The sequence below is a fragment of the Mycobacterium sp. genome (assembly GCF_032162605.1).
GTDB lineage: Bacteria > Actinomycetota > Actinomycetes > Mycobacteriales > Mycobacteriaceae > Mycobacterium.
In genome coordinates this window covers 1-22,815 of sequence record NZ_JAVROT010000277.1, presented here as the reverse complement: position 1 = coordinate 22,815, position 22,815 = coordinate 1, and the positions used below count along the sequence as shown (strand labels likewise).

The window sequence follows — 22,815 nt, the reverse complement described above, 5'->3', positions numbered from 1 at the left end:
GAACACATGAGCATTCCGCCATACGAGCCACCGAAGCCACCATCGTCGACACCCGGAGTGGGCAACACCCTGCTGTGTCCCAAGTGCGCGGGGATCATGAAGACCTACGAGCGCAACGGCGTCCATCTGGAGCAGTGCGACACCTGCCGCGGGATCTTCCTGGACTTCGGTGAGCTCGAGTCGATGACGCAGATGGAGAATCGGTTCGTGCAGTCGGCGCCACCGCCTCCCGTTCAGCAGGGCTACGGGCAGCAGGGCTACGGCCACGGCAACGGCCCCGAGTGGGGGCATCGCGGCAACAAGCAGTACCGCAAGCAGGGCTTCGGCAGGCTGTTCTTCTCCAGTTAGCCCATTCGCCCGCACGCTGCGACCAACAGGTCGTCGTCGGGGTGATTGGCGGCCGCGGCCACGACTGCGGCGCGGGCGACCTGCTCCAGCACGGGCCAGGGATCGCCGTGCGGCAGAGCCGGACCGCCTGCGCCGCGGTAACCGCCGAGGAAGCGGTGCCAGTCATCGTCGGGCACCAGCCCGGCCGCCCAGAATCCGGCCGGCCGGGCCAGATCCCACACCGGATCGCCGACACCTAGGTCGTCAACGTCGATCAACTGCCACGCCTTGCCGTCATGACCGAGTTGACCGAGATGAAAGTCCCCGTGCGTCAACGTGTTCGGCCGGCCCGGCGATGCCGTCAGGTCCAGACCTGCCGCGGCTCGGCGGATCACGTCGGAGTTCGGGCCATCGCCCAACCGGGCGAGTGCGCGGCGCAGACGGTCCGGCGCGCCATGCCCCACCCGGAAGTCACCGACCGGCTCGATGTGCAATTGCGCCAACAGGTCTCCCGCCCGTGTCCAAGGCAGGCGAGCGGGATCGGGGCGCACCATCTCCAGACGGGGCCAGCGGGTGAGCCAACGACCGTCGACCCGTTGCGGCTCGAGGGTCAGCGGCGACGCGAGGACCCCAGAACGCACGGCGACCCGCAGGCGTCGTCGTAGTGCCTGCGGGTCGGTGCCTGGCCGGTGCAACTTCAGCACGACGCCACCCTCGTAGGAGATCTGCGCGTCGGGCACCCGCCCATCCTCGTCGAACGGGTCAGCGGCGCGGTGCCTTCATCCGAGTCGCCACGTTGAACCGGTTCCATGCGTTGATGGTCACCGCCATGGCGATCACCTGTGCGAGCTCCTTCTCACTGAAGACCTCGGCGGCCTTGGCGTAGACCTCGTCGGGGACATGACCGTGGTGCAGTTCGGTGATGGCCTCGGTCAGTTCGAGGGCGGCCCGTTCCTGCGTGGTGAACAGACTGCCCGCCTCATCCCACGCGGCGACGAGCGCGAGTCGCTGTTCGGTCTCGCCCTGCTTGCGGGCGTCGGCGACGTGCATGTCGAGGCAGAACGCACAGTGATTGATCTGCGAGGCCCGGATCTTGATCAGCTCGCCGATGGTCGGGTCGACGTCCTTCGCCGCGGCGGTGCTCAACCTCATCATGGCGTCGTACAACTCCGGCGAGACCTTGTAGATCGCGAGGCGGTCGATGGCGGTGGGGTGTTCGAGTGTTTGCGTCATGTTCGCCAGGCTAGCCGCCAAAGAACCATCGACATGGTTCAATTCTAGCGTGACTTCGTGGGCCAATACCGGAACACGCGACCTGCACCTCGAGCTGCGGGACGCCATCACGCCTGGGACGCGCGGAGTGCGAGAACTCCTGCTCACAGCTTTGCGCGACGCCGTGAGGACCGGCAGGCTCGCGGCGGGCACCATGCTGCCGCCGTCGCGGGACCTGGCCGGCGACCTCGGGTTGGCCCGCAATACCGTCGCCGAGGCCTACGCCGAACTGGTCGCCGAGGGGTGGCTGGCGTCGCGCCAGGGCACGGGCACCTGGGTGGTGAACAGCCGCGCCACACCGCTGCCCGCCCGTCCCAGGGGCGTCCCCGGCGTCCCGACGCACAACCTGATGCCCGGTTCACCCGACGTCGCCGAATTCCCCAGGAGTGCGTGGCTGGCCTCGACCCGGCGAGCGCTGGCCACCGCACCCAATGAGGCGCTGCGGATGGGCGACCCGCGGGGCCGGATCGAGCTGCGCGACGCGCTCGCCGAGTACCTCGCCAGGGTCCGCGGCGTTCGCACCACCCCCGACTCGATCGTCATCTGCGCGGGCACCCGCCACGCCGTGGAGATCCTCGGCCGCGTCTTCTCCGGTGCAGGCCCGATCGCCGTGGAGGCCTACGCCCTGTACCTGTTCCGCGAGGCGCTCGCCGCGATGGGCGTCGCGACGACCCCCATCGCCGTCGACGACCACGGCGCCATCGTCGACGACCTCAACGGGCTCCACACACCCGCCGCGCTGCTCACCCCCGCGCACCACTTCCCGCACGGCGTACCACTGCACCCCACCCGTCGCACTGCGGTGCTGAACTGGGCGCAGCGCTCCGGTGGATACCTCATCGAAGACGACTACGACGGCGAATTCCGGTATGACCGCCAACCCGTCGGCGCGGTGCAGGGACTGGACCCCGAGCGGGTGGTGTACCTCGGATCGGCCAGCAAGAGCCTGGCACCCGTGCTGCGTCTGGGCTGGATGGTGCTGCCCGACGACCTGATCGACCGGGTGCTCGTGGCCATGGGTGGTCAGCAGTTCTACGTCAACGGGATCGCCCAGCTGACGATGGCCGACTTCATCGCAAACGGCAGCTACGACAAGCACATTCGCCGCATGCGCCAGAACTACCGGCGCCGCCGCGACCGCCTCGTCGAGAGACTGCAGCCATTCGACGTCGGCATAATCGGACTGTCGGCCGGGCTGCACCTGCTGCTGACCCTGCCCGACGGCACCGAGGCCGAGATCCTGCGCCGCGCCGGCGAGGCCGGCATCGCACTCTCCGGCCTGGCACTGCTCCGTCACCCGGACGCAGGTCCCGAGATCCCTTCCACCGACGGCATCGTCGTCAACTTCGGCACCCCGGCCGAGCACGCGTTCGGTCCGGCGGTCGACGCACTGTGCTGTGTGCTCGAGAGGGTGAACTGGTGAGGCCCCCCGGGCGGGCTGGCTAAGCTGCCCGCGTGGCCGAGCCCCCGATGTCGCCGAACCTGAGCCTGACCACCCAGGCGTGGCGGTTCATCGTGACCGGCGGGCTGTCGGCGATCGTGGACTTCGGGCTCTACGTGCTGTTGTACAAGGCGGTGGGACTGAACCCCGATCTCGCCAAGACCATCAGTTTCATCGCAGGCACCACCACGGCGTATCTGATCAACCGCCGCTGGACGTTCCAGGCACCACCAAGCACTGCCCGCTTCATCGCTGTTGTCGCGCTATACGCCGTCACCTTCGCGGTCCAGGTCGGACTCAATCACCTGTTCCTACATCTGCTGCACTACACAGCCACCGCCGTCGTGGTCGCGTTCGTCATCGCGCAGGGCACGGCGACCGTCATCAACTTCATCGTTCAGCGGGCGGTCATTTTCCGGCTCCGCTGAGTCACACGTGGCAGGCGGTACCCTCGTCACGATGTTTGCAACCACCACCAAGCGGCTGACGGGCTGGAGCCGTACCGCGCCCACCGTCGCCCGCGTGCTGTCGACCCCCGACGCGGAGACCATCGCGAAGGCCGTCGCCAGCGCCGACGGCCGCGGCGTGATCGCGCGCGGGCTTGGTCGGTCGTACGGCGACAACGCGCAGAACGGCGGCGGGCTCGTCGTCGACATGACCGCCCTGAACAAGATCCACTCGATCAGCGCCGAGACACGTCTCGTCGACCTCGACGGCGGCGTCAGTCTCGATCAGCTGATGAAAGCCGCCCTGCCGTTCGGACTCTGGGTGCCGGTCCTGCCCGGCACCCGCCAGGTCACCATCGGTGGTGCGATCGCCTGCGACATCCACGGCAAGAACCACCACAGCGCAGGCAGCTTCGGCGACCACGTGCGCTCGATGGAACTGCTCACCGCAGACGGCCAGATCCGCCACCTGACCCCGGACGGCCAGGACGGCGAGCTGTTCTGGGCCACCGTCGCCGGGAACGGGCTCACCGGCATCATCCTGCGGGCGACCATCGAGATGACGCCCACCGAAACCGCGTACTTCATCAACGACGGCGACAACACCGCGAACCTCGACGAGACCATCGCCTTCCACAGTGACGGCAGCGAGGCCGACTACACGTACTCCAGTGCATGGTTCGACGCCATCAGCGCACCGCCGAAACTGGGCAGGGCGGCCATCACCCGCGGCCGGCTTGCGCGCAGGGACGAGCTGCCGGACAAGCTTGCGAAGGACCCGCTGAAGTTCGACGCACCGCAACTGATGACGGTGCCCGACATCTTCCCCAACGGCCTGATGAACAAGTTGACGCTCAGCACCATCGGCGAGCTGTACTACCGTCGGGGCGGCCACTACCGCGGCAAGGTCCAGAACCTGACGCAGTTCTACCACCCGCTCGACCTGCTCGGCGAGTGGAACCGTGGCTACGGGCCTGCCGGCTTCGCCCAGTACCAATTTCTCGTGCCGCTGTCAGCGGTCGAGGAGTTCAAACGGATCATCCATGACATCCAACGCAGCGGGCACTATTCGGCACTCAACGTGTTCAAGGTATTCGGACCGGGAAACAAAGCACCACTGAGCTTTCCGATGGCGGGTTGGAACGTCGCCATGGACTTCCCGACGAAGGCAGGCATCGGCCAACTTCTCAACGAGCTCGACCGCCGAGTCCTCGAATTCGGCGGTCGCCTCTATACCGCCAAGGACTCGCGCACTACCGCCGAGACCTTTCACGCCATGTATCCGCGGATCGACGAGTGGATTGCGGTGCGCCGCAAGGTCGATCCCGCCGGGGTGTTCGCCTCGGACATGGCCCGACGCTTGGAGCTTCTCTAAATGGTGTTCGACGGCGTGGGCAACCCGCAGACCATCCTCCTCCTGGGCGGGACGTCCGAGATCGGACTGGCCATCTGCGAGCGCTATCTCCGCGACGCCTCGGCGCGCGTAATCCTGGCCGACCTGCCGGACCATCCGCGCAAGGACGACGCCATTGCCGCCATGACGTCGGCCGGAGCCAAGTCCGTCGAATGGATCGACTTCGACGGCGTCAAGAGCGACACCCATCCGGCGGTGATCGAAAAGGCCTGGGGGGAAGGCACCGCCCGGAAAGACATAGATGTGGCGATCGTGGCCTTCGGCCTGCTCGGCGATGCCGAGGAGCTGTGGCAGAACCAGCGCAAGGCCGTGCAGATCGCCGAGATCAACTACACCGCAGCCGTTTCCGTGGGGGTGCTGGTCGGCGAGAAGATGCGTGCCCAGGGCTCCGGTCGGATCATCGCGATGAGTTCGGCGGCGGGCGAGCGGGTGCGTCGCTCCAACTTCGTCTACGGCTCCACCAAGGCCGGGCTCGACGGCTTCTACCTCGGGCTCGGAGAAGCGCTGCGCGAGTTCGGCGTTCGCGTGCTGGTCATCCGCCCAGGACAGGTGCGCACCTCGACTACGATCGCGCACTGGAAGGCGACCGGCGCCAAGGAGGCCCCGTTCACCGTCGACAAGGAGTACGTCGCCGAACTCGCCGTGACCGCGTCGGCCAAGGGCAAGGATTTGGTGTGGGCACCTGCGGCGTTCCGCTACGTGATGATGGTTCTGCGGCACGTCCCGCGGCCGATCTTCCGTAAGCTGCCGATCTGAGCGCCGGTGCTGGGGGTACCCCCGCTTGCGGGGCAGAGCGGAGCGACCCGGGGATGAACCGAGCGCGTCAGGTGCCGGCGTTGAAGGCGGTCGGCCTCATGGCTGCCGCCGCGGCGATCGCGGTCGTGGTCTCCGCGGTCTCGTTGGTCGCGATCGCGCGGGTCGAGTGGCCTGCGTTCAACTCGTCGAACCAGCTGCATGCGCTCACCACGGTGGGCCAGTTCGTCTGCCTCATCGGCCTTTTCGCGGCGGGCTGGCTCTGGCGCAAGCGCAAGCAGCTGCTCGCCGGGGCTGTCTCCGTGGTGTCGCTGTCGGCGCTCTCGACCGTCACCCTCGCGATGCCGCTGGGCGCCACCAAGCTGTACCTCTTCGGCGTCTCGGTCGACCAGCAGTTCCGCACCGAGTACCTGACGCGGCTTACCGACACCGCGGCGCCGCACGACATGACCTACATCGGTCTCCCGCCGTACTACCCGCCTGGCTGGTTCTGGTTGGGCGGCAGGCTGGCCGCCCTGACCGGCACGCCCGCGTGGGAGATGTTCAAGCCGTGGGCGATCATCTCGATCACCGCCGCCATCGTCGTCGCGTTCGTGCTGTGGGCGACGATGATCCGCTTCGAGCTCGCGCTGGTGGTGTCGACGGCCACCGCCGCCGCCACGCTCGCGTACGCACCGGCCGAGCCGTACGCAGCGATCATCACGGTGCTCCTGCCGCCGGTGTTCGTCCTGGCGTGGTCAGGGCTGCGGGGACGGAGCAGACACGGCGGCTGGGCGGCCGTCGTCGGCGTCGGTCTCTTCCTCGGGCTGGCGGCGCTGTTCTACACGCTGCTGCTGGCATACGCGGCGTTCACGCTCGTCCTCATGGCGCTACTCGCCGCGGTTATCCGGCGCAGCTGGGACCCGCTGCTGCGGCTCACAGTAATCACCGCCATCTCCGGTGCGCTCGCGCTGATCGGCTGGGGGCCCTACCTGCTGGCCGCCACCAAGGGCTCACCCGCCGACAGCGGCACCGCCCAGCACTACCTGCCGTCCGACGGCGCCCAGCTGACGTTCCCCATGCTGGACTTCACCCTGCTCGGCGCGCTCTGCATGATCGGCACGCTGTGGCTGGTGGTCTACGCGCGCAGCTCCACCCGCGCGGGCGCGCTAGCCGTCGGCGTACTCGCCGTCTACGCGTGGTCACTGCTCTCGATGCTGACCACGCTGGTGGGCACCACGCTGCTGTCCTTCCGACTCCAGCCCATGCTGACAGTGCTCCTGACGGCGGCGGGTGCGCTCGGGTTCGTCGAGGCCGCGCTGGCCATCGCCGCGAGGTACACCCCGAGGACCAGACAGCGCGTCATCGCCGCGGGCGCGGCACTCGGCGCGATCGGCGCCATGACGTTCACCCAGGACATTCCCGACGTGCTGCGGCCCGACATCGTCGTCGCCTACACCGACACCGACGGGAGCGGCCAGCGAGCGGACCGCAGACCACCGGGCGCCGAGCAGTACTACCGCGCGGTAGACGCCAAGATCGGCGAGGTCACCGGGCGGCCACGCAACGAGACCGTCGTGATGACCGCGGACTACAGCTTCCTCGCCTACTACCCCTACTACGGGTTCCAGGGCCTGACGTCGCACTACGCCAACCCGCTCGCCCAGTTCAAGGAGCGGTCGGCGGCGATCGAAGGTTGGGCCACCATCACCAAGGCCGACCAGTTCGTCGCGGCACTCGACAAGCTGCCGTGGCAGCCGCCGACGGTGTTCCTGATGCGACACGGCGCCAACGACACCTACACACTGCGACTCGCCAGCGACGTCTACCCGAACCAGCCCAACGTGCGCCGCTACCAGGTCTCGCTCGACGCCACGTTGTTCGACGATCCGCGGTGGGACGTGTCCGACATCGGCCCCTTCGTGCTGGCAATCCGGAAGTAGGTCGCCGTGACGGGTCAGACCTCGCCGACCGGCCAACTATCATCTAGCCCCGTGACGGAAGCCGGGGCCAACCACAGGACCGCGCGGCTCGTCGCCATCGTCGCCGGTCTGTTGGGTGCGCTCCTCGCCGTCGCCACGCCGTTGCTCCCCGTCACCCAGACCACCGCCCAGCTCAACTGGCCGCAGAACGGCGTCATGCAGAGCGTCGACGCCCCGCTCATCGGGTACGTGGCGACCGATCTCAACGTATCGATTCCGTGCCGCGCCGCCGCAGGGCTGGTCGGCCCTCAGAACGCTGCACGGACGGTGCTGCTCTCCACGGTGCCCAAGCAGGCTCCCAAGGCGGTCGACCGCGGACTGCTCATCGAACGCGTCGGTGGTGACCTGCTGGTCATAGTGCGCAACACCCCGGTCGTCACCGCACCGTTGACTCAGGTGCTCAGCCCCGCCTGTCAGCAGCTGACGTTCACCGCCCACGCCGACACGGTCACCGGCGAGTTCGTCGGCCTCAGAGCGGGCCCCGACGCCGAGAGCCCGGCCAAGCCGGGCGATCCGCTGAAGGGCGAGCGCAGCGGCTACGACTTCCGGCCGCAGATCGTCGGTGTCTTCACAGACCTGTCCGGTTCCGCACCGCCCGGCCTGCAGTTCTCGGCCTCGATCGACTCCCGCTACAGCACCTCGCCGACGCTCTTGAAGATGCTGGCGATGATCGTCGGCATCGCGATGACCATTCTCGCGCTCGGCGCCCTGCACGTGCTCGACAGCGCCGACGGCATGCGGCACCGGCGCTTCCTGCCTCCGCGTTGGTGGTCGATGACACCGCTGGACGGGTTGGTCACTGCGGCCCTGGTCTGGTGGCACTTCGTCGGCGCCAACACCTCCGACGACGGCTACATCCTCACGATGGCCAGGGTGTCCGAGAAGGCCGGCTACATGGCCAACTACTACCGGTGGTTCGGCACGCCGGAGTCGCCGTTCGGCTGGTACTACGACCTTCTGGCGATGTGGGCGCACGTCAGCACTGCGAGCGTGTGGATGCGGCTGCCCACGCTGTTGATGGCGCTGGCGTGCTGGTGGGTGATCAGCCGCGAGGTCATCCCGCGACTCGGACATGCGGTGAAGGCCAACAGGGCCGCCGCATGGACAGCGGCCGGCATGTTCCTGGCGTTCTGGTTGCCCCTGAACAACGGGCTGCGCCCGGAACCGATCATCGCGCTGGGGATTCTGCTCACGTGGTGCTCGGTCGAGCGCGGCGTCGCCACCAGCCGGCTACTTCCGGTGGCGATCGCGCTCATCATCGGCGCGTTGACGCTGTTCTCGGGACCCACCGGCATCGCCGCCGTCGGAGCCCTGCTGGTCGCCATCGGTCCGCTGAAAACCATTGTCGCAGCCCATACTTCGCGCTTCGGCTATCTAGCGCTGCTGGCGCCGATCCTGGCGGCGTGCACCGTCACCATCATCCTGATCTTCCGCGACCAGACGATGGCCGCCGAGGTGCAGGCCAACGCCTTCAAGTCTGCGGTCGGCCCCAGCCTGGCCTGGTTCGAGGAGCACATCCGCTACGAGCGCCTTTTCCTGGCTACGCCCGACGGCTCGATCGCGAGGCGGTTCGCGGTACTCGCGCTGCTGTTGGCACTCGCCGTCTCGGTGGCGATGTCGTTGCGCAAGGGGCGAATTCCCGGGACGGCGGCGGGGCCGAGCCGGCGCATCATCGGCATCACGATCATCGCCTTCCTCATGATGATGTTCACCCCGACGAAGTGGACGCACCACTTCGGCGTCTTCGCCGGACTCGCCGGACCACTCGGGGCACTGGCCGCCGTTGCGGTGACGGCCGTGGCCATGCGGTCACGCCGCAACCGCACGATCTTCGCCGCCGCGGTGCTGTTCATCACCGCTTTGTCGTTCGCCAGCGTCAACGGGTGGTGGTACGTCTCGAATTTCGGCGTGCCGTGGTCGAATGCGTTCCCGGCGTACAAGTTCGGGTTCACCACAATCCTGCTCGGCTTCTCCGTACTGACCCTGCTACTGGCGGCGTGGTTCCACTTCGCCGGAGGGCAGGAGCGCAGCGACCCGGGAAGAGGATCCGAGCGGGACACCGCACCGCCGAAGCGCGATCCCCGATGGTGGTCACGAATCCCGCAGGTGCCCTTGACGATTGCCGTGTGGGCGCTGGTCGTCTTCGAGGTGGCATCGCTGACCATCGCGACGGTCGGGCAGTACCCGGGGTGGACGGTCGGGCGGTCGAACCTGGAGGCGGTGGCAGGCAAGACGTGCGGTCTGGCCACCGACGTCATGGTCGAACAGGACCCGAACGCAGGCATGTTGACTCCGGTTGACACGCCGGTGGGCACTGCGCTCGGCGCTGCGACCGCACAGGGCTTCAACCCCAACGGAATTCCGACGGACGTGTCGGCCGACCCCGTCTCGGAGCCACAGGGCAGCGGCAACTTCGCCGACACCGACGGATCGGTGGTGTCCGGCAGCGAACCTGGCACCGAAGGCGGCACGACGGCCGCCGCGGGCGTCAACGGGTCACGTGCGCGGCTGCCGTACAACCTCGACCCAGCCACCACGCCCGTCATGGGCAGCTGGCGGCCGGGCACGCAGCAGCCCGCCCAACTGCGGTCGGGCTGGTATCGACTGCCCGCCCGCGACCAGGCGGGCCCGCTGCTGGTGGTCGCCGCCGCAGGACGGTTCGATCCGGGCGAAGTACTCGTCCAGTGGGCCACCGACGAGCAGGCCGCCAAGGGCCAGCCGGGCGGCAGCGTCAGGTTCGGTGACGTCGGGGCCGTGCCGGCGTGGCGCAACCTGCGCGTGCCACTGAGCGCGATTCCATCCGAGGCGACGCAGGTGCGCCTCATCGCGTCCGACCAGGACCTCGCGCCCCAGCACTGGATCGCGGTCACGCCGCCGAGGATCCCGCAGCTGAAGACGCTGCAGGACGTCGTCGGCTCAGAAGATCCGGTGTTGCTGGACTGGCTGGTCGGTCTAGCGTTCCCCTGCCAGCGCCCCTTCGCGCACCAGAACGGCGTCACCGAGGTCCCCAAGTGGCGGATCCTGCCGGACCGCTTCGGCGCCGAGGCCAACTCCCCCGTCATGGACTATCTCGGCGGCGGTCCGCTCGGCATCACCGAGCTGCTGGTGCGCGCCGAGCCGGTGCCGACGTATCTGAAGGACGACTGGTTCCGCGACTGGGGTGCACTGCAGAAGCTGACGCCCTGGTATCCCGGCGCCCAGCCGGCGCGAATCGACCTCGGTACCGCGACCCGCAGTGGGCTCTGGTCGCCAGGTCCGCTGCGACTGAGCTGAGGTCAGCGCTCGAATTCCCGGGGTCGCCGCATGGCGACGCAACGCCCACGAGGTCTTCGCATAGCATCGAGCCTCGTGCCCGCTCGGACCGTTCGACTCATCGCGATCGCCGCGGGCCTCGTCGGACTCGTGCTCTGCCTACTCAGCCCGCTGCTGCCCGTCCGGCAGACGACGGCCACGATCCTGTGGCCGCAGGGCAGCGGGCCCGACGGGCTGGTCACCGACGTGACCGCGCCACTGGTGTCCGGCGCACCCCTGGCCCTCGACGTCACCATCCCGTGCGAGGCCGTCTCGACGCTGCCCGGCGCGGGCGGCGTGGTGTTCTCGACGATCCCCGACGGTGGCATCGACGCCAGCCGCAACGGCCTGTTCGTGCGGGCCACCACGGACAGCGTCGTCGTCGCCTTCCGTGACTCCGTGGCCACCGTCGCACCACGGCAGGCCGTGGACTCGGGCGCGTGCAGCTCGCTGCACATCTGGGCCAACGTCGGCGGGGTCGGCGCTGAGTTCGTCGGCATCCCCGGTGCCACCGGAACCCTTGCGCCCGAGAAGAAGCCGCAGGTTGTGGGCATCTTCACCGATCTGAAGGTCGCTGCCGCCAGTCCTGGCCCGTCCGCCCGAATCGACGTCGACACCCGCTTCATCACCTCGCCGACCACGCTGAAGACGGCACTGATGGTGCTCGGCGTGCTGGCCACCATCGCGTCGATCGTGGCGCTCGCCCTCCTGGATTTCCGGAGCCGCCCCGGCGGCGACATCGGGCTCAGCGGGGGCCGCCGGGTGCACGGTGCGTGGCGCAGGTTCTGGCGGGTCGGGCTCGCCACGTGGCTGGCCGACGTAGCGGTCATCGGCATCCTGCTGCTGTGGCACGTCGTCGGCGCCATCTCCTCCGACGACGGCTACAACCTGACGATCGCGCGGGTGTCCCGCGATGCGGGCTACGCCGCCAACTACTACCGCTACTTCGGAGCCACCGAAGCACCGTTCGACTGGTACCAGTGGGTGCTCGCGCACCTCGCCGCGATCAGTGCCACCGGAGTGTGGACGCGCCTGCCCGCGCTGTTGGCGGGTCTGGCGACCTGGCTGCTGCTGAGTCGTTGGGTGCTGCCCCGGCTTGGAAGGCGGCTGGCGGTGAACCGAGTGGCCGTGTGGACCGGCGCCGCCGTCTTCCTCGCCAGCTGGCTCCCGTTCAACAACGGCTTGCGACCCGAGCCGCTCATTGCCTTCGGCGTACTGCTGACGTGGGTTCTGGTGGAGTACGCAATCGGGGCGCGCCGGCTCTGGCCCGCCGCCGTCGCGATCATCGTCGCGATGTTCAGCGTCACGCTGGCGCCGCAGGGCCTGATCGCGGTCGCGCCGCTGCTGGTCGGCGCCCGTGCGATCGCCCGGATCGTCCGCGCCCGGCGGTCGGGCGAGAACGGCACCGGACTGCTGGCCCCCCTGGCCGCGTACGCGGCGTCACTGTCACTGCTCTTCGTGATCGTCTTCCGCGACCAGACGCTGGCCACCGTCGCCGAATCCGCCAGGATCAAGTACACCGTCGGCCCGACCATCGCCTGGTACCAGGAATTCCTCCGCTACTACTTCCTGACCGTCGAGGACAGCGTCGACGGATCCCTGACCCGACGCTTCTCGGTGCTCATCCTGCTGCTGTGCCTCTTCGGCATCCTTGCGGTGGTGCTGCGCCGCGGCAATCTGCCAGGCATGGTCAGCGGCCCGGTGTGGCGCCTGATCGGCACGACGGCCATCGGCCTGTTGCTGCTGACCTTCACCCCCACCAAGTGGGCCGTGCAGTTCGGGGCGTTCGCGGGCCTCGGCGGAGCGCTCGGCGCGGTCACCGCCTTCACGTTCTCCCGCGTCGGGCTGCACAGCCGACGCAACCTCGCGCTGTACGTCACCGCGCTGCTGTTCGTGCTGGCCTGGGCGACCTCGGGAATCAACGGCTGGTTCTACGTCGGCAACTACGGCGTGCCCTGGTTCGACAAGCAGCCGGTGATCGCAGGCCAACCCGTGACGACGATGTTCCTGGTGCTGGCGATTGCGTCCGGTCTGCTGGCCGGTTGGTTGCACTTCCGGATGGACTACACCGGGCACACCGAGGTCAAGAACACGCGCCGCAACCGGGTGCTGGCCTCGACGCCGTTGCTAGTGGTGGCGACGTTGATGGTGCTGTTGGAAGTCGGGTCGATGATGAAGGGCGCTGCGGCCCGCTACCCCAACTACACGACCGCCCTGGCCAACGTCGACGCGCTCACTGGCGGAGCGAGCTGTGCGATGGCCGACGCCGTCCTCGTCGAATCCGACCCGAATGCCGGCCTCCTGCAGCCCGTTTCGGGTCAGCAGTTCGGGCCGGACGGTCCGCTCGGTGGCACCGACCCCCAAGGTTTCACGCCCAACGGCGTCAGCGACACCCTTCTGCCGCCCGAGCCCGTCACCGCCAACCCTGGCACCGTCAACTCCCCGGGATCACCCGACAAGCCGAACGTCGGCATCGGGTTCTCGGCGGGCACCGGCGGCGGCTACGGTCCCGCGGGCATCAACGGATCGCGCGTGTTCCTTCCGTTCGGGCTCGACCCGTCGCGCACCCCCGTGATGGGCAGCTACAAAGAGAACACCGCAGCGGCCAGGGCGACGTCAGCCTGGTACGAGCTGCCGCCAAGAACGCCGGATCGGCCCCTGGTCACCGTCGCCGCGGCGGGCGCCATCTGGTCCACCGACGAGGAAGGCGACTTCAGTTACGGCCAGTCGCTGAAACTCCAATGGGGCGTGCGCAACCCGGACGGCAGCTTCCGCCCGTTGGCCGAAGTCCAGCCCATCGACCCGGTCACGCCGCAGAGAGCCTGGCGCAACCTGCGCTTCCCGCTGGCCTGGGCACCGCCGGAGGCCAACGTCGCCCGCATCGTCGCCGACGACCCGAACCTGTCCACCGACCAGTGGCTCGCGTTCACACCGCCACGCGTGCCGGTGCTGCAGACCGCGCAGCAGTTCCTCGGGTCGACGACACCGGTGCTGATGGACATCGCATCGGCCGCCAACTTCCCGTGCCAGCACCCGGCGACGCAGCACCTCGGCATCGCCGAGCTCCCCGAATACCGGATTCTTCCCAACGCCAAGCAGGTCGTCGTTTCGTCCAACCAATGGCAGTCCGCTGACGACGGCGGCCCCTTCCTCTACATCCAGGCCTTGTTGCGCACCTCCACGGTGCCGACGTACCTGAGCGGGGACTGGTACCGCGACTGGGGCTCGATCGAACGCTACGACCGGATAGTGCCCGCAGCAGCCGCCCCCGAGGTCGCCGTCGAGGTGGGCACCGAGACGGTTCTGGGCTGGACGCGTCGCGGCCCCATCCGGGCCCTGCCGCTGGGAACTGACTCATGAGATCGGACGCCAAGACCACCCGCTGGGTGGCGATGATCGCCGGTTTGATCGGCTTCGTGTTGTCGGTGCTGACGCCGCTGCTTCCGGTGGTGCAGACGACCGCGACGGTGAACTGGCCGCAAAGTGGGCAGCTCGAGAACGTCACTGCGCCGCTGATCACCCTCACACCGGTCACGATGTCGGTCACCGTGCCGTGCGAACTGGTCAGAGATATGCCACCCGCGGGTGGCATGGTGCTTGGCACCGCCCCCGCCGACGCCAAGGATGCGGCGCTCAATGCGCTGTTCGTCAACGTCAACAGCACCCGCGTCGACGTCACCGACCGCAACGTGGTGGTCGCGAGCGTCCCGCGAGCCAAGGTGGTCGGCTCCTCGGGCACGCCGGGATGTTCGACCATCGAGATCACCTCTGCCGAAGCAGGTACGTTCGCCACGTTCGTCGGGCTCACCGGTCCAGACGGCAAGGAGCTCCGCACCGGATTCGCCGACCCCAACCTGCGGCCGAACTTCGTCGGCGTCTTCACTGGCTTGACCGGACCTGCGCCGCAGGGACTTTCACTATCGGCGACGGTCGACACCCGCTACACCACCAAACCCACGGCCGCGAAGCTCGGCGCGATGCTGCTGGCCATGGTCGCCACCGTCATCGCGCTCGTCGCGCTGTGGCGCCTCGACCAGCTCGATGGCAGACGCATGCAGCGGGTGATCCCGTCGCGCTGGCGCACCTTCTCGGCGACCGACGTCGTCGTGGTCGGTGGGTTCCTGGTCTGGCACGTCATCGGCGCCAACTCGTCCGACGACGGCTACATCCTGCAGATGGCCCGGGTCGCCGACCGGGCGGGCTACATGTCCAATTACTTCCGGTGGTTCGGCAGCCCCGAGGACCCGTTCGGCTGGTTCTACAACCTGCTCGCGCTGATGACCCACGTCAGCGACGCCAGCATCTGGATGCGCCTGCCCGACTTGATCTGTGCGCTGGTGTGCTGGCTCCTGCTCTCGCGCGAGGTGCTGCCCCGGCTCGGGCCCGCGGTGGCGTCGAGTCGGGCCGCCATGTGGTCCGCCGGACTGGTATTGCTCGCCGCGTGGATGCCGTTCAACAACGGGCTTCGGCCCGAGGGCCAGATCGCCACCGGAGCGCTGATCACCTACGTGCTCATCGAGCGCGCGATCATCTCGGGTCGGCTCACGCCGGCCGCGCTGGCGATCACGGCCGCGGCCTTCACCCTCGGCATCCAGCCGACGGGCCTGATCGCGGTCGCCGCGCTGCTGGCCGGTGGTCGGCCCCTGCTGCGCATCCTGGTGCGCAGGCGCCGCGTCGTGGGGACCTGGCCGCTGGTGCTCCCCCTACTTGCCGCGGGCACCATCATCCTCACCGTCGTCTTCGCCGACCAGACGTTGGCAACGGTGTTGGAAGCCACCAGGATTCGCACCGCCATCGGTCCGAGCCAGGCGTGGTACACCGAGAACCTGCGCTACTACTATCTGTTCCTGCCGACCGTCGACGGGTCGTTGTCGCGCCGATTCGGCTTCTTCATCACCGCGTTGAGCCTCTTCGCGTCGCTCTTCATCATGTTGCGCCGCAAGCGAATTCCCGGCGTCGCCCGCGGCCCGGTGTGGCGGCTCGTCGGCATCATCTTCGGCACCATGTTCTTCCTGATGTTCACGCCGACCAAGTGGGTGCATCACTTCGGCCTGTTCGCCGCCGTCGGTGCGGCGATGGCGGCAGTCGCCACGGTGCTGGTATCGCGGGTCGTGTTGCGCTCCGCGCGCAACCGGATGGTCTTGACCGCCGGCGTGCTGTTCGTGCTGGCCCTGACGTTCTCCAGCACCAACGGTTGGTGGTACGTCTCGAGCTACGGCGTCCCGTTCAACAACGCGATGCCGAAGCTCGGCGGCGTCACCGTCAGCACGATCTTCTTCGCACTGTTCGGGATTGCCGCGCTGTGGGCCTTCTGGCTGCACTTCACGCGCGACCGCACCGAGAGCAGGCTGGCGCGCCTGGTGACCGCCGCGCCGATTCCGATCACTGCTGGCTTCATGGTGGTGGTGTTCGTCGGTTCGATGCTCGCAGGCGTGGTGCGGCAGTACCCGACCTACTCCAATGCGGCGTCCAACCTCAAGGCGTTCACCGGAGGCTGCGGCCTGGCCGACGACGTGCTCGTCGAGCCCGACACCAATGCGGGCTTCCTGGCGCCGCTGCCGGGAAACTACGGACCCCTCGGCCCGTTGGGCGGTGTCGGCCCCGTCGGATTCACCCCCAATGGCGTGCCGGAACACATTGTGGCCGAGGCGATTCGCAACGACCTTCCGACGCCAGGCACCGACTACGACTGGAATGCGCCGGTCAAGCTGTCGAGCCCAGGCGTCAACGGGTCGACGGTGCCGCTGCCGTACGGCCTCGACCCCAAGCGCGTGCCGCTGGCCGGAACGTACGTGGGCGGCCCGGCGCAACAGCAGAGCCGGTTGAGCTCAGCGTGGTACCAACTGCCTGATGGAGGGAAGCGCGACGACGCGCAACCTCTGGTGGTCGTCACCGCGGCGGGCAGCATCACCGGCGACAGCGTGTTCAACGGACGCACCGACGGCCAGTCCGTCGTGTTGGAGTACGCCAAGCCGGGTCCGGACGGCGCGCCGGTAGCGGCGGGCCGCGTCGTTCCCTACGACATCGGGCCCATTCCGTCGTGGCGCAACCTTCGCTTCGACCGCTCGCTGATCCCGGCCGATGCAACGTCGGTGCGGATCGTCGCCGATGACCTGTCGCTGACGCCCGGCGACTGGATCGCCGTCACCCCACCGCGCGTCCCCGAGCTGAAGTCCCTCCAGCAGTACCTCGGCTCGGATCAGCCGGTGCTGATGGACTGGGCCGTCGGCCTCGCCTTCCCGTGCCAGCAGCCGATGCTCCACGCCAACGGCGTCACCGAGGTCCCGAACTTCCGCATCACACCCGACTACAACGCCAAGCGCAAGGACACCGACACCTGGCAGGACGGGCTCAACGGCGGCCTACTGGGCATCAGTGATCTGCTGCTGCGGCAGAACCTGATGGCGACGTACCTGTCGCACGACTGGGGCCGGGACTGGGGCTCACTGCGCAAGTTCGACACGATCGTCGACGCGCAACCCGCCCGGATCGACCTTGGCACCGCGACGCGCAGCGGGCTGTACTCGCCGGGCAAGATCAGGATCGAGCCCTAGGGTTTCGCCCCCAACCCTGCGATGACGAGCTGCACCATGCGCCGCGCGTCGTAGCCGGGGTCGGTATCCGCGCCGATGCAGAGGTTGCCCACGCCGCGCATCAGCCAGAGGGCGCCGACGTCGGGAAGGATCTCACCCGCATCGGTGGCGGCCTCGAGCAGATCGGCGCACACGGGGACGAGACGGTCGAGGAAGTAGGCGTGCAAGGTCGCGAAGCCGGCGGCGTCGGACTGGAGGGCGCCCGCGAGTCCGTGCTTGGTGACGAGGAAGTCGACGAAGAGATCGATCCATTTCGCCAGCGCGGCGTATGGCGAGGAGTTGGCGCCCAGCAGGGCTGGACCGGCCTGGGCGCAGGCTTCGACCTGGTGGCGGTAGACGGCGACGATGAGGTCGGCCCGCGTCGGGAAGTGCCGGTAGATCGTGGCGACGCCGACACCGGCGGCGGTGGCGATGTCGCGCACCGGCACGTCGACGCCGGACTTGACGAAGGCCGCCGCCGCCGCGGCGAGCAGGGCTTCCTCGTTGCGGCGGGCGTCGGACCGTTTCCGCGGTGCCGTCATCCGCGGTGCCTCCCCAGCGTGCGATGGCTAAACGGAACAATGTTCCGTAAGGTTGATAGAGGAACATCGTTCCGCTTATTGAAGTCTAGAGGTTCCAGAGGAGACGTTCACATGTCCCAGACATCCGGGGTGCGGTTCGGCATCATGACCGCGCCGTCACAGGTCACCTACGACGACGTTCTGCGGGTCTGGCAGGAGGCGGACGCGATACCCGAGATCGAGCACGCCTGGCTCTTCGACCACCTGATGCCGATCTTCGGGGATCCGAACGGACCGATTCTCGAAGGCTGGACGTTGCTCTCGGCCCTGGCCGCGCAGACCCGCCGACTGCGGGTGGGACTGCTCGTCACCAGCAACCGCTTCCGCCCACCCGCGCTTCTCGCCAAGATCGCCACCACCACCGACGTCGTCTCCGGTGGGCGGCTCGACTTCGGCATCGGCGCCGGCTCCCGGCCCAGCCACCCCGCGGCCAGGCGCGAGTACGAGGCACACGGTCTGCCGTACCACGACTTCTCGGACTCCGTCGGGAACCTCAACGAGGCTCTCTTGGTGATCAGGCGGTTGTGGACCGACCCGGAACCGTTCGACTTCACCGGCACCCACGTCCAGCTGACCGGTGCGTTCGGCAACCCGAAGCCGATCCAGCGACCGCACCCACCGGTCATCATCGGCGGGCGGTCGGCACTTCTCCTGCGCGTCGTCGCCGAGCACGCCGACCTGTGGAACATCCCCGGCGGCGACATCGACGACGCCGTCGAGCGCAGCGCGCTGCTGGACCGTTACTGCGCCGACATCGGGCGTGACCCCGCCGCCGTCGTGCGGTCGATGCACCTGCAGGTCTCCTACGACCAGCCCGGCATCGCAAGGGATTCGATTGCCCGCGCCATCGAGGCCGGCTTCGGCCACCTCGTCCTCGGACTACCGGATCCCTACCCCGCCGACGTCGCCCACTGGGTCGTCGACGAGCTCATCATCCCGTCGGTCTGACGTAGACCACCCGGGTACCCAGCACCAGGTCCTGCACCGAGCGGCGCCGCCGGTCGACGGCGACGAGCACCAGACCGACCGGGAAGATCACGCAGGCCGCCGCCCGCAACAGCGCAACCACCAGCGACACACGGCCCGAACGCCGACCGACGACCCGCAGACCCATCACGACGCCGCCCGCCGTGCAGCCGGAGGTGACCCAGCACCCTGCGAGATACACCACCGCCACCGCGAACATCACCGCCGTCGAGAAGAACGCGTTCGGCGCGGGAAACCTGAACGACGACGGTTGCAGCATCAGCCTCGTCAATGCCACGCCGAGGTAGAGGATGCCGACGACGACTCCGGCGACGAGCAGATCGATCACGGCCGCGGTGCCGCGGCTGACGATCCCCGCGGCGCGATCGTCCGGCGGCTCCTGCCGACCAGGCGTCAACGGGGTGTCCGATTGCGGCCGAACATCCGGTCGACGATGCCCGATACCACGTCGTCGGCGTGGCAGGACAACGCCGACCTCCTGGTGCCGACGTTCTTCGAACCGGGGACCGGGCGGTGGCGGGTCGTGTTGCAGAGCTGGGTCGTCGAGGTGGATGGACTCACCGTCGTCGTGGACACCGGCGTCGGCAACGACCGCGAACGCCCGCACATCCCGACGCTCGCGCATCTGAACAACGACTTCCTCGGCGCGTTGGGGCGGGCAGGAGTCGACGCGGGCGACGTCGACGTCGTCATCAACACCCACCTTCATACCGACCACGTCGGGTGGAACACCACACTCGATCGGCGGGCAGGAGAGCAGCGACCGGGGAATTCTTCGAGCGGCTCTTGGGTGCCGACGTTCCCCAACGCGCGCTACCTGATCCCGGAGGCCGACTACCGCTTCTTCGCCCCCGACGGGCCGGGCACGAACCAAGGTGCGCGAATCGTCATGGACGACAGCGTCATTCCCATCGAAGGCCAGATGGAACTGTGGTCGGACGATCTCCAAATCAGCGAGTCGCTTCGGCTTCGACCCGCCGCGGGACACACCCCTGGGTCATCGGTGTTGTGGCTCGACGCGGGCAAGCCGGCCGTCTTCGTCGGCGATCTCACGCATTGCCCCATCCAGATTCCCCGGCCCGACGACCCGTGCGGCTTCGACGTGGACCCGGCCGCCGCGGCCGTGACGCGCAAGCGGGTGTTCACCGAGGCGGCGCGCGCCCGCGCGTCGGTGATCCCGGCGCACTATCCGGGTCACGGCGGCGCGACCCTGGTGGCGCGCGGAGACCGCTTCGAGGTCGACGACTGGTTGGAACTGTCTGCGATCTAGTGCGGCGTACCGAGATAGGGGAACTCCCCCAGGGTGTCGGCATGCGGGCTCAGGCCGCTCGGCGGGCAGTCACCCTTGGTGAGGAACGCCAGCCGGTAGTCGATGACGTCGTCGGTGAACACCCGACCGTTGGGGTACTTCGCGGGCTTGGACGGGTCGTAGTTGAGCATGTCGGGCAGGATGCCCTCCTCGTCGATCGCCGCGACGGCCTCGGCTCGCGAGTAGCCACCGGTGTGACCCATCAGGTGGATGAACATGGCGATCCAGCGCTCGCGGTCGTGGACCGGTTCGGAGGCGTTGTACTCCTCCTTGGTCTCGTCGGTGTTGAAGAAGCTGCTCACCGACGGGTGCCCCGCCCTGTCGACGTGCAGCAGTTCACCGTCGCGACGCAGGCTGCAGCGGCCCCAGATCCGAATGTCGGGGTCCGCGCCGAGTGCACTCGTCGGCAGCTCCAGCACCATCGAGCACACGTTGGCTTCGGTATTCGAATCCACACCGGTCCAAGGGGATTCCGCGCCGAGATGCGGCGACGTGAAGTTCCGCCCACCGGACGTGTCGAACAGATTCTTGACGCCGTCGAAGTCGAAGAAGAACGCGTCGCTGCGGGCGCCGGCGAAGAACGTGAAGCTGCCAGACTGGAAGACCTGCGGTGTGGGCCCGAACGACACCTCGACGGCATCGAAGATCTTCGACCCGACGGCCTGCTCGGCGCGGGCCTCGTCGTCGACTGCCAGATAGACGTCCACCGTCTGACGCCCGTCCTGCGGCTCCGAGAACACGAAGCTGAACGTGATGTCGTCGCGGAGGTCGCCGTCGTTGTCGATGCCGATGCGGTAGATGGCGTGGGGGTGCAGGAAGTCGGCCTGCGGGTTGGCGTTCAGGATCAAGACGGTCCGTGAGGGATCCGCGGCAGACTGAAAAGCGTAGAGATCGCACAGATCGAGGCGTTGGTCGCCAAGCGGGGGTCCGAGGCTGAGTCCGGTGAAGTGGTTCGACACCCCTGTCATCCAACGCTGGACGCGTGGCGAGCGTGCGCATTTGCGCAAAAACTGCGGCGTGTCGCGGAGCAGACACGCACGCTCGCGGAGGAAGCGGGGTTAGATCGGGATCAGGCCGTGCTTGCGTGCCACGCGCTGAATCTGCTTGTCCCGCAACAGCCTCATGGCGCTGCGTAGGTGCAACCGCGTCTGGTGCGGCTCGATGACCGCGTCGATGTAGCCGCGCTCGGCAGCGATGTACGGGATCGCCAGGTTGAGATTGTATCCCTCGATGAAGTCGGCCTTGATCTTCTGCACCTCGGGAGCATTAGGATCGGGGAAGCGCTTCATCAGCAGCTGCGCGGCACCGTCGGCGCCGATCACCGCGATGCGGGCGGTCGGCCACGCGAAGTTCATGTCCGAGGTCAACTGCTTGCTGCCCATCACCGCATAGGCGCCGCCGTAGGACTTGCGGACCGTGATGGTCACCTTGGGGACATCCGCCTCGACGACGGAGTACAGGAATCGACCGCCGCGCTTGATGAGTCCGTTCTTCTCTTGCTGCACACCGGGCATGAAACCCGGGGTGTCGACTACGAAGACCAGCGGAATGTTGAACGAGTCGTTGAACCGGACGAAACGGGCCGCCTTGTCGGACTCCTCGTTGTCGATCGCACCCGCGTTGTACATCGGCTGGTTGGCGATCACGGCGACCGGGTGCCCGTCGACCCGGGCGTACCCGGTGATGATCGCCTGGCCGGCCTGCGCGGCCACCTCGAGGAAGTCACCGTCGTCGAAGATCCGCAGCAGGATCTCCTGCATGTCGTAGCCCATGTTGTCGGCGTCCGGCACGATCGCGTCGAGTTCGAGGTCGTGCGGGGTGACCTCGGGTTCGAGCCCGGGGTTGACGATCGGCGCCGCGTCGAAGGTGTTGGAGGGAAGGAAGCTCAGGTAGTCGCGGACATACTGGAACGCCGCCTTCTCGTCCTCGACGACCTGGTGGATGTTGCCGTACCGGGCCTGGTAGTCGGCGCCACCGAGCTCGTCGAGCGACACCTCCTCGCCGGTGACGTCCTTGATGACGTCGGGGCCGGTGATGAACATGTAGCCCTGGTCACGAACCGCTACCAGCAGGTCGGTTTGGATCGGCGAATAGACCGCTCCCCCAGCGCATTTGCCCAAAATGATCGAGACCTCGGGCACCAGGCCGCGCAGCATCTCGTGCCGTCGGCCCAGTTCGGCGTACCAGGCCAGCGAGGTGACCGCGTCCTGGATCCGGGCGCCGGCCGAGTCGTTGATGCCGATGATCGGGCATCCGACCATGGCCACCCATTCCATCAGCTTGGCCACCTTGCGGCCGAACATCTCGCCGACCGAGCCCTGGAACACCGTCTGGTCGTGGCTGAACACCGCCACCGGCCGGCCGTTGATCCGGCCGTGCCCGGTGACCACGCCGTCACCGTAGAGCGCGTTCGGGTCACCCGGTGTGCGGGCCAACGCTCCGATCTCTAGGAAACTCCCCG

General features: G+C 68.1%; 17 protein-coding genes. 11 read left to right on the top strand and 6 right to left on the bottom strand.

Features of this window, described 5'->3' with window-relative positions:
* Positions 1-6: 6 nt before the first annotated feature.
* Positions 7-348 (top strand): TFIIB-type zinc ribbon-containing protein, encoded by a 342-nt coding sequence (locus QOI01_RS16405; RefSeq protein ID WP_526382688.1) that lies wholly within the window; start codon positions 7-9, stop codon positions 346-348.
* Here QOI01_RS16405 and QOI01_RS16400 read toward each other — a convergent pair.
* Positions 345-1,067: a phosphotransferase family protein gene (locus tag QOI01_RS16400; protein ID WP_526382686.1), complete on the bottom strand. Its 723-nt coding sequence runs from the start codon at positions 1,065-1,067 to the stop codon at positions 345-347. The two genes, QOI01_RS16405 and QOI01_RS16400, sit on opposite strands and share 4 nt — an antisense overlap.
* A gap of 22 nt (positions 1,068-1,089) precedes the next feature.
* Positions 1,090-1,560, bottom strand: coding sequence for a carboxymuconolactone decarboxylase family protein (locus QOI01_RS16395; protein WP_526382684.1), 471 nt, complete (start codon positions 1,558-1,560; stop codon positions 1,090-1,092).
* Between the two features lie 49 nt (positions 1,561-1,609).
* Between QOI01_RS16395 and pdxR the strand changes: the two genes are divergently transcribed.
* The 8 genes from pdxR (at position 1,610) to QOI01_RS16355 (ending at position 17,459) form a co-directional block, all read left to right on the top strand.
* Positions 1,610-3,022, top strand: coding sequence for a MocR-like pyridoxine biosynthesis transcription factor PdxR (gene pdxR / locus QOI01_RS16390; protein WP_526382682.1), 1,413 nt, complete (start codon positions 1,610-1,612; stop codon positions 3,020-3,022).
* A 47-nt stretch (positions 3,023-3,069) separates the two neighbouring features.
* Positions 3,070-3,468: a GtrA family protein gene (locus tag QOI01_RS16385; protein WP_526382716.1), complete on the top strand. Its 399-nt coding sequence runs from the start codon at positions 3,070-3,072 to the stop codon at positions 3,466-3,468.
* A gap of 31 nt (positions 3,469-3,499) precedes the next feature.
* Positions 3,500-4,861 carry a decaprenylphosphoryl-beta-D-ribose oxidase gene (gene dprE1, locus QOI01_RS16380; protein ID WP_526382680.1) on the top strand — a complete coding sequence of 454 codons (1,362 nt, stop codon included), beginning with the start codon at positions 3,500-3,502 and terminating at the stop codon, positions 4,859-4,861.
* Complete coding sequence (gene dprE2, locus QOI01_RS16375; protein ID WP_526382678.1) at positions 4,862-5,656, top strand: decaprenylphospho-beta-D-erythro-pentofuranosid-2-ulose 2-reductase; 795 nt, start codon at positions 4,862-4,864, stop codon at positions 5,654-5,656. It begins immediately after the preceding gene.
* Between the two features lie 53 nt (positions 5,657-5,709).
* Positions 5,710-7,575, top strand: a complete 1,866-nt coding sequence (locus QOI01_RS16370; protein WP_526382676.1) for an arabinofuranosyltransferase — start codon at positions 5,710-5,712, stop codon at positions 7,573-7,575.
* Positions 7,576-7,581: 6 nt separating this feature from the next.
* On the top strand, positions 7,582-10,887 hold the full coding sequence (locus QOI01_RS16365; protein WP_526382674.1) for an arabinosyltransferase domain-containing protein: 3,306 nt from the start codon (positions 7,582-7,584) through the stop codon (positions 10,885-10,887).
* A gap of 75 nt (positions 10,888-10,962) precedes the next feature.
* Positions 10,963-14,265 carry an arabinosyltransferase domain-containing protein gene (locus QOI01_RS16360; RefSeq protein ID WP_526382672.1) on the top strand — a complete coding sequence of 1,101 codons (3,303 nt, stop codon included), beginning with the start codon at positions 10,963-10,965 and terminating at the stop codon, positions 14,263-14,265.
* Positions 14,262-17,459 carry an arabinosyltransferase domain-containing protein gene (locus tag QOI01_RS16355; protein WP_526382670.1) on the top strand — a complete coding sequence of 1,066 codons (3,198 nt, stop codon included), beginning with the start codon at positions 14,262-14,264 and terminating at the stop codon, positions 17,457-17,459. The genes QOI01_RS16360 and QOI01_RS16355 overlap by 4 nt, the downstream gene beginning before the upstream one ends.
* On the opposite strand, the gene QOI01_RS16350 is transcribed toward QOI01_RS16355, so the two are convergent.
* Positions 17,456-18,019, bottom strand: coding sequence for a TetR/AcrR family transcriptional regulator (locus QOI01_RS16350; RefSeq protein ID WP_353371528.1), 564 nt, complete (start codon positions 18,017-18,019; stop codon positions 17,456-17,458). The genes QOI01_RS16355 and QOI01_RS16350 overlap by 4 nt on opposite strands.
* Before the next feature lie 111 nt (positions 18,020-18,130).
* On the opposite strand from QOI01_RS16350, the gene QOI01_RS16345 reads away from it, so the two are divergent.
* Complete coding sequence (locus QOI01_RS16345; protein ID WP_526382668.1) at positions 18,131-19,006, top strand: LLM class flavin-dependent oxidoreductase; 876 nt, start codon at positions 18,131-18,133, stop codon at positions 19,004-19,006.
* Here QOI01_RS16345 and QOI01_RS16340 read toward each other — a convergent pair.
* The gene (locus QOI01_RS16340; protein WP_526382666.1) at positions 18,990-19,442 is read right to left on the bottom strand and encodes an RDD family protein; all 453 of its coding nucleotides are present in this window, start codon (positions 19,440-19,442) and stop codon (positions 18,990-18,992) included. The two genes, QOI01_RS16345 and QOI01_RS16340, sit on opposite strands and share 17 nt — an antisense overlap.
* Positions 19,443-19,478: 36 nt before the next feature.
* On the opposite strand from QOI01_RS16340, the gene QOI01_RS16335 reads away from it, so the two are divergent.
* On the top strand, positions 19,479-20,315 hold the full coding sequence (locus QOI01_RS16335) for an MBL fold metallo-hydrolase (RefSeq protein WP_526382664.1): 837 nt from the start codon (positions 19,479-19,481) through the stop codon (positions 20,313-20,315).
* Here QOI01_RS16335 and QOI01_RS16330 read toward each other — a convergent pair.
* On the bottom strand, positions 20,312-21,313 hold the full coding sequence (locus tag QOI01_RS16330) for a DUF4331 family protein (RefSeq protein ID WP_526382662.1): 1,002 nt from the start codon (positions 21,311-21,313) through the stop codon (positions 20,312-20,314). The genes QOI01_RS16335 and QOI01_RS16330 overlap by 4 nt on opposite strands.
* Positions 21,314-21,412: 99 nt before the next feature.
* Positions 21,413-22,815: acyl-CoA carboxylase subunit beta (locus QOI01_RS16325; RefSeq protein WP_526382660.1), on the bottom strand; the 1,403-nt coding region annotated here is incomplete at its 5' end.

Excerpts from the sequence above, each read along its gene's own strand:
- QOI01_RS16405 (WP_526382688.1), top strand. The coding sequence starts at position 7 with ATGAGCATTCCGCCATACGAGCCACCGAAGCCACCATCGTCGACACCC.
- QOI01_RS16395 (WP_526382684.1), bottom strand. The coding sequence starts at position 1,560 with ATGACGCAAACACTCGAACACCCCACCGCCATCGACCGCCTCGCGATC.
- QOI01_RS16385 (WP_526382716.1), top strand. The coding sequence starts at position 3,070 with ATGTCGCCGAACCTGAGCCTGACCACCCAGGCGTGGCGGTTCATCGTG.
- dprE1 (WP_526382680.1), top strand. The coding sequence starts at position 3,500 with ATGTTTGCAACCACCACCAAGCGGCTGACGGGCTGGAGCCGTACCGCG.
- dprE2 (WP_526382678.1), top strand. The coding sequence starts at position 4,862 with ATGGTGTTCGACGGCGTGGGCAACCCGCAGACCATCCTCCTCCTGGGC.
- QOI01_RS16370 (WP_526382676.1), top strand. The coding sequence starts at position 5,710 with ATGAACCGAGCGCGTCAGGTGCCGGCGTTGAAGGCGGTCGGCCTCATG.
- QOI01_RS16355 (WP_526382670.1), top strand. The coding sequence starts at position 14,262 with ATGAGATCGGACGCCAAGACCACCCGCTGGGTGGCGATGATCGCCGGT.
- QOI01_RS16350 (WP_353371528.1), bottom strand. The coding sequence starts at position 18,019 with ATGACGGCACCGCGGAAACGGTCCGACGCCCGCCGCAACGAGGAAGCC.
- QOI01_RS16345 (WP_526382668.1), top strand. The coding sequence starts at position 18,131 with ATGTCCCAGACATCCGGGGTGCGGTTCGGCATCATGACCGCGCCGTCA.
- QOI01_RS16335 (WP_526382664.1), top strand. The coding sequence starts at position 19,479 with ATGCCCGATACCACGTCGTCGGCGTGGCAGGACAACGCCGACCTCCTG.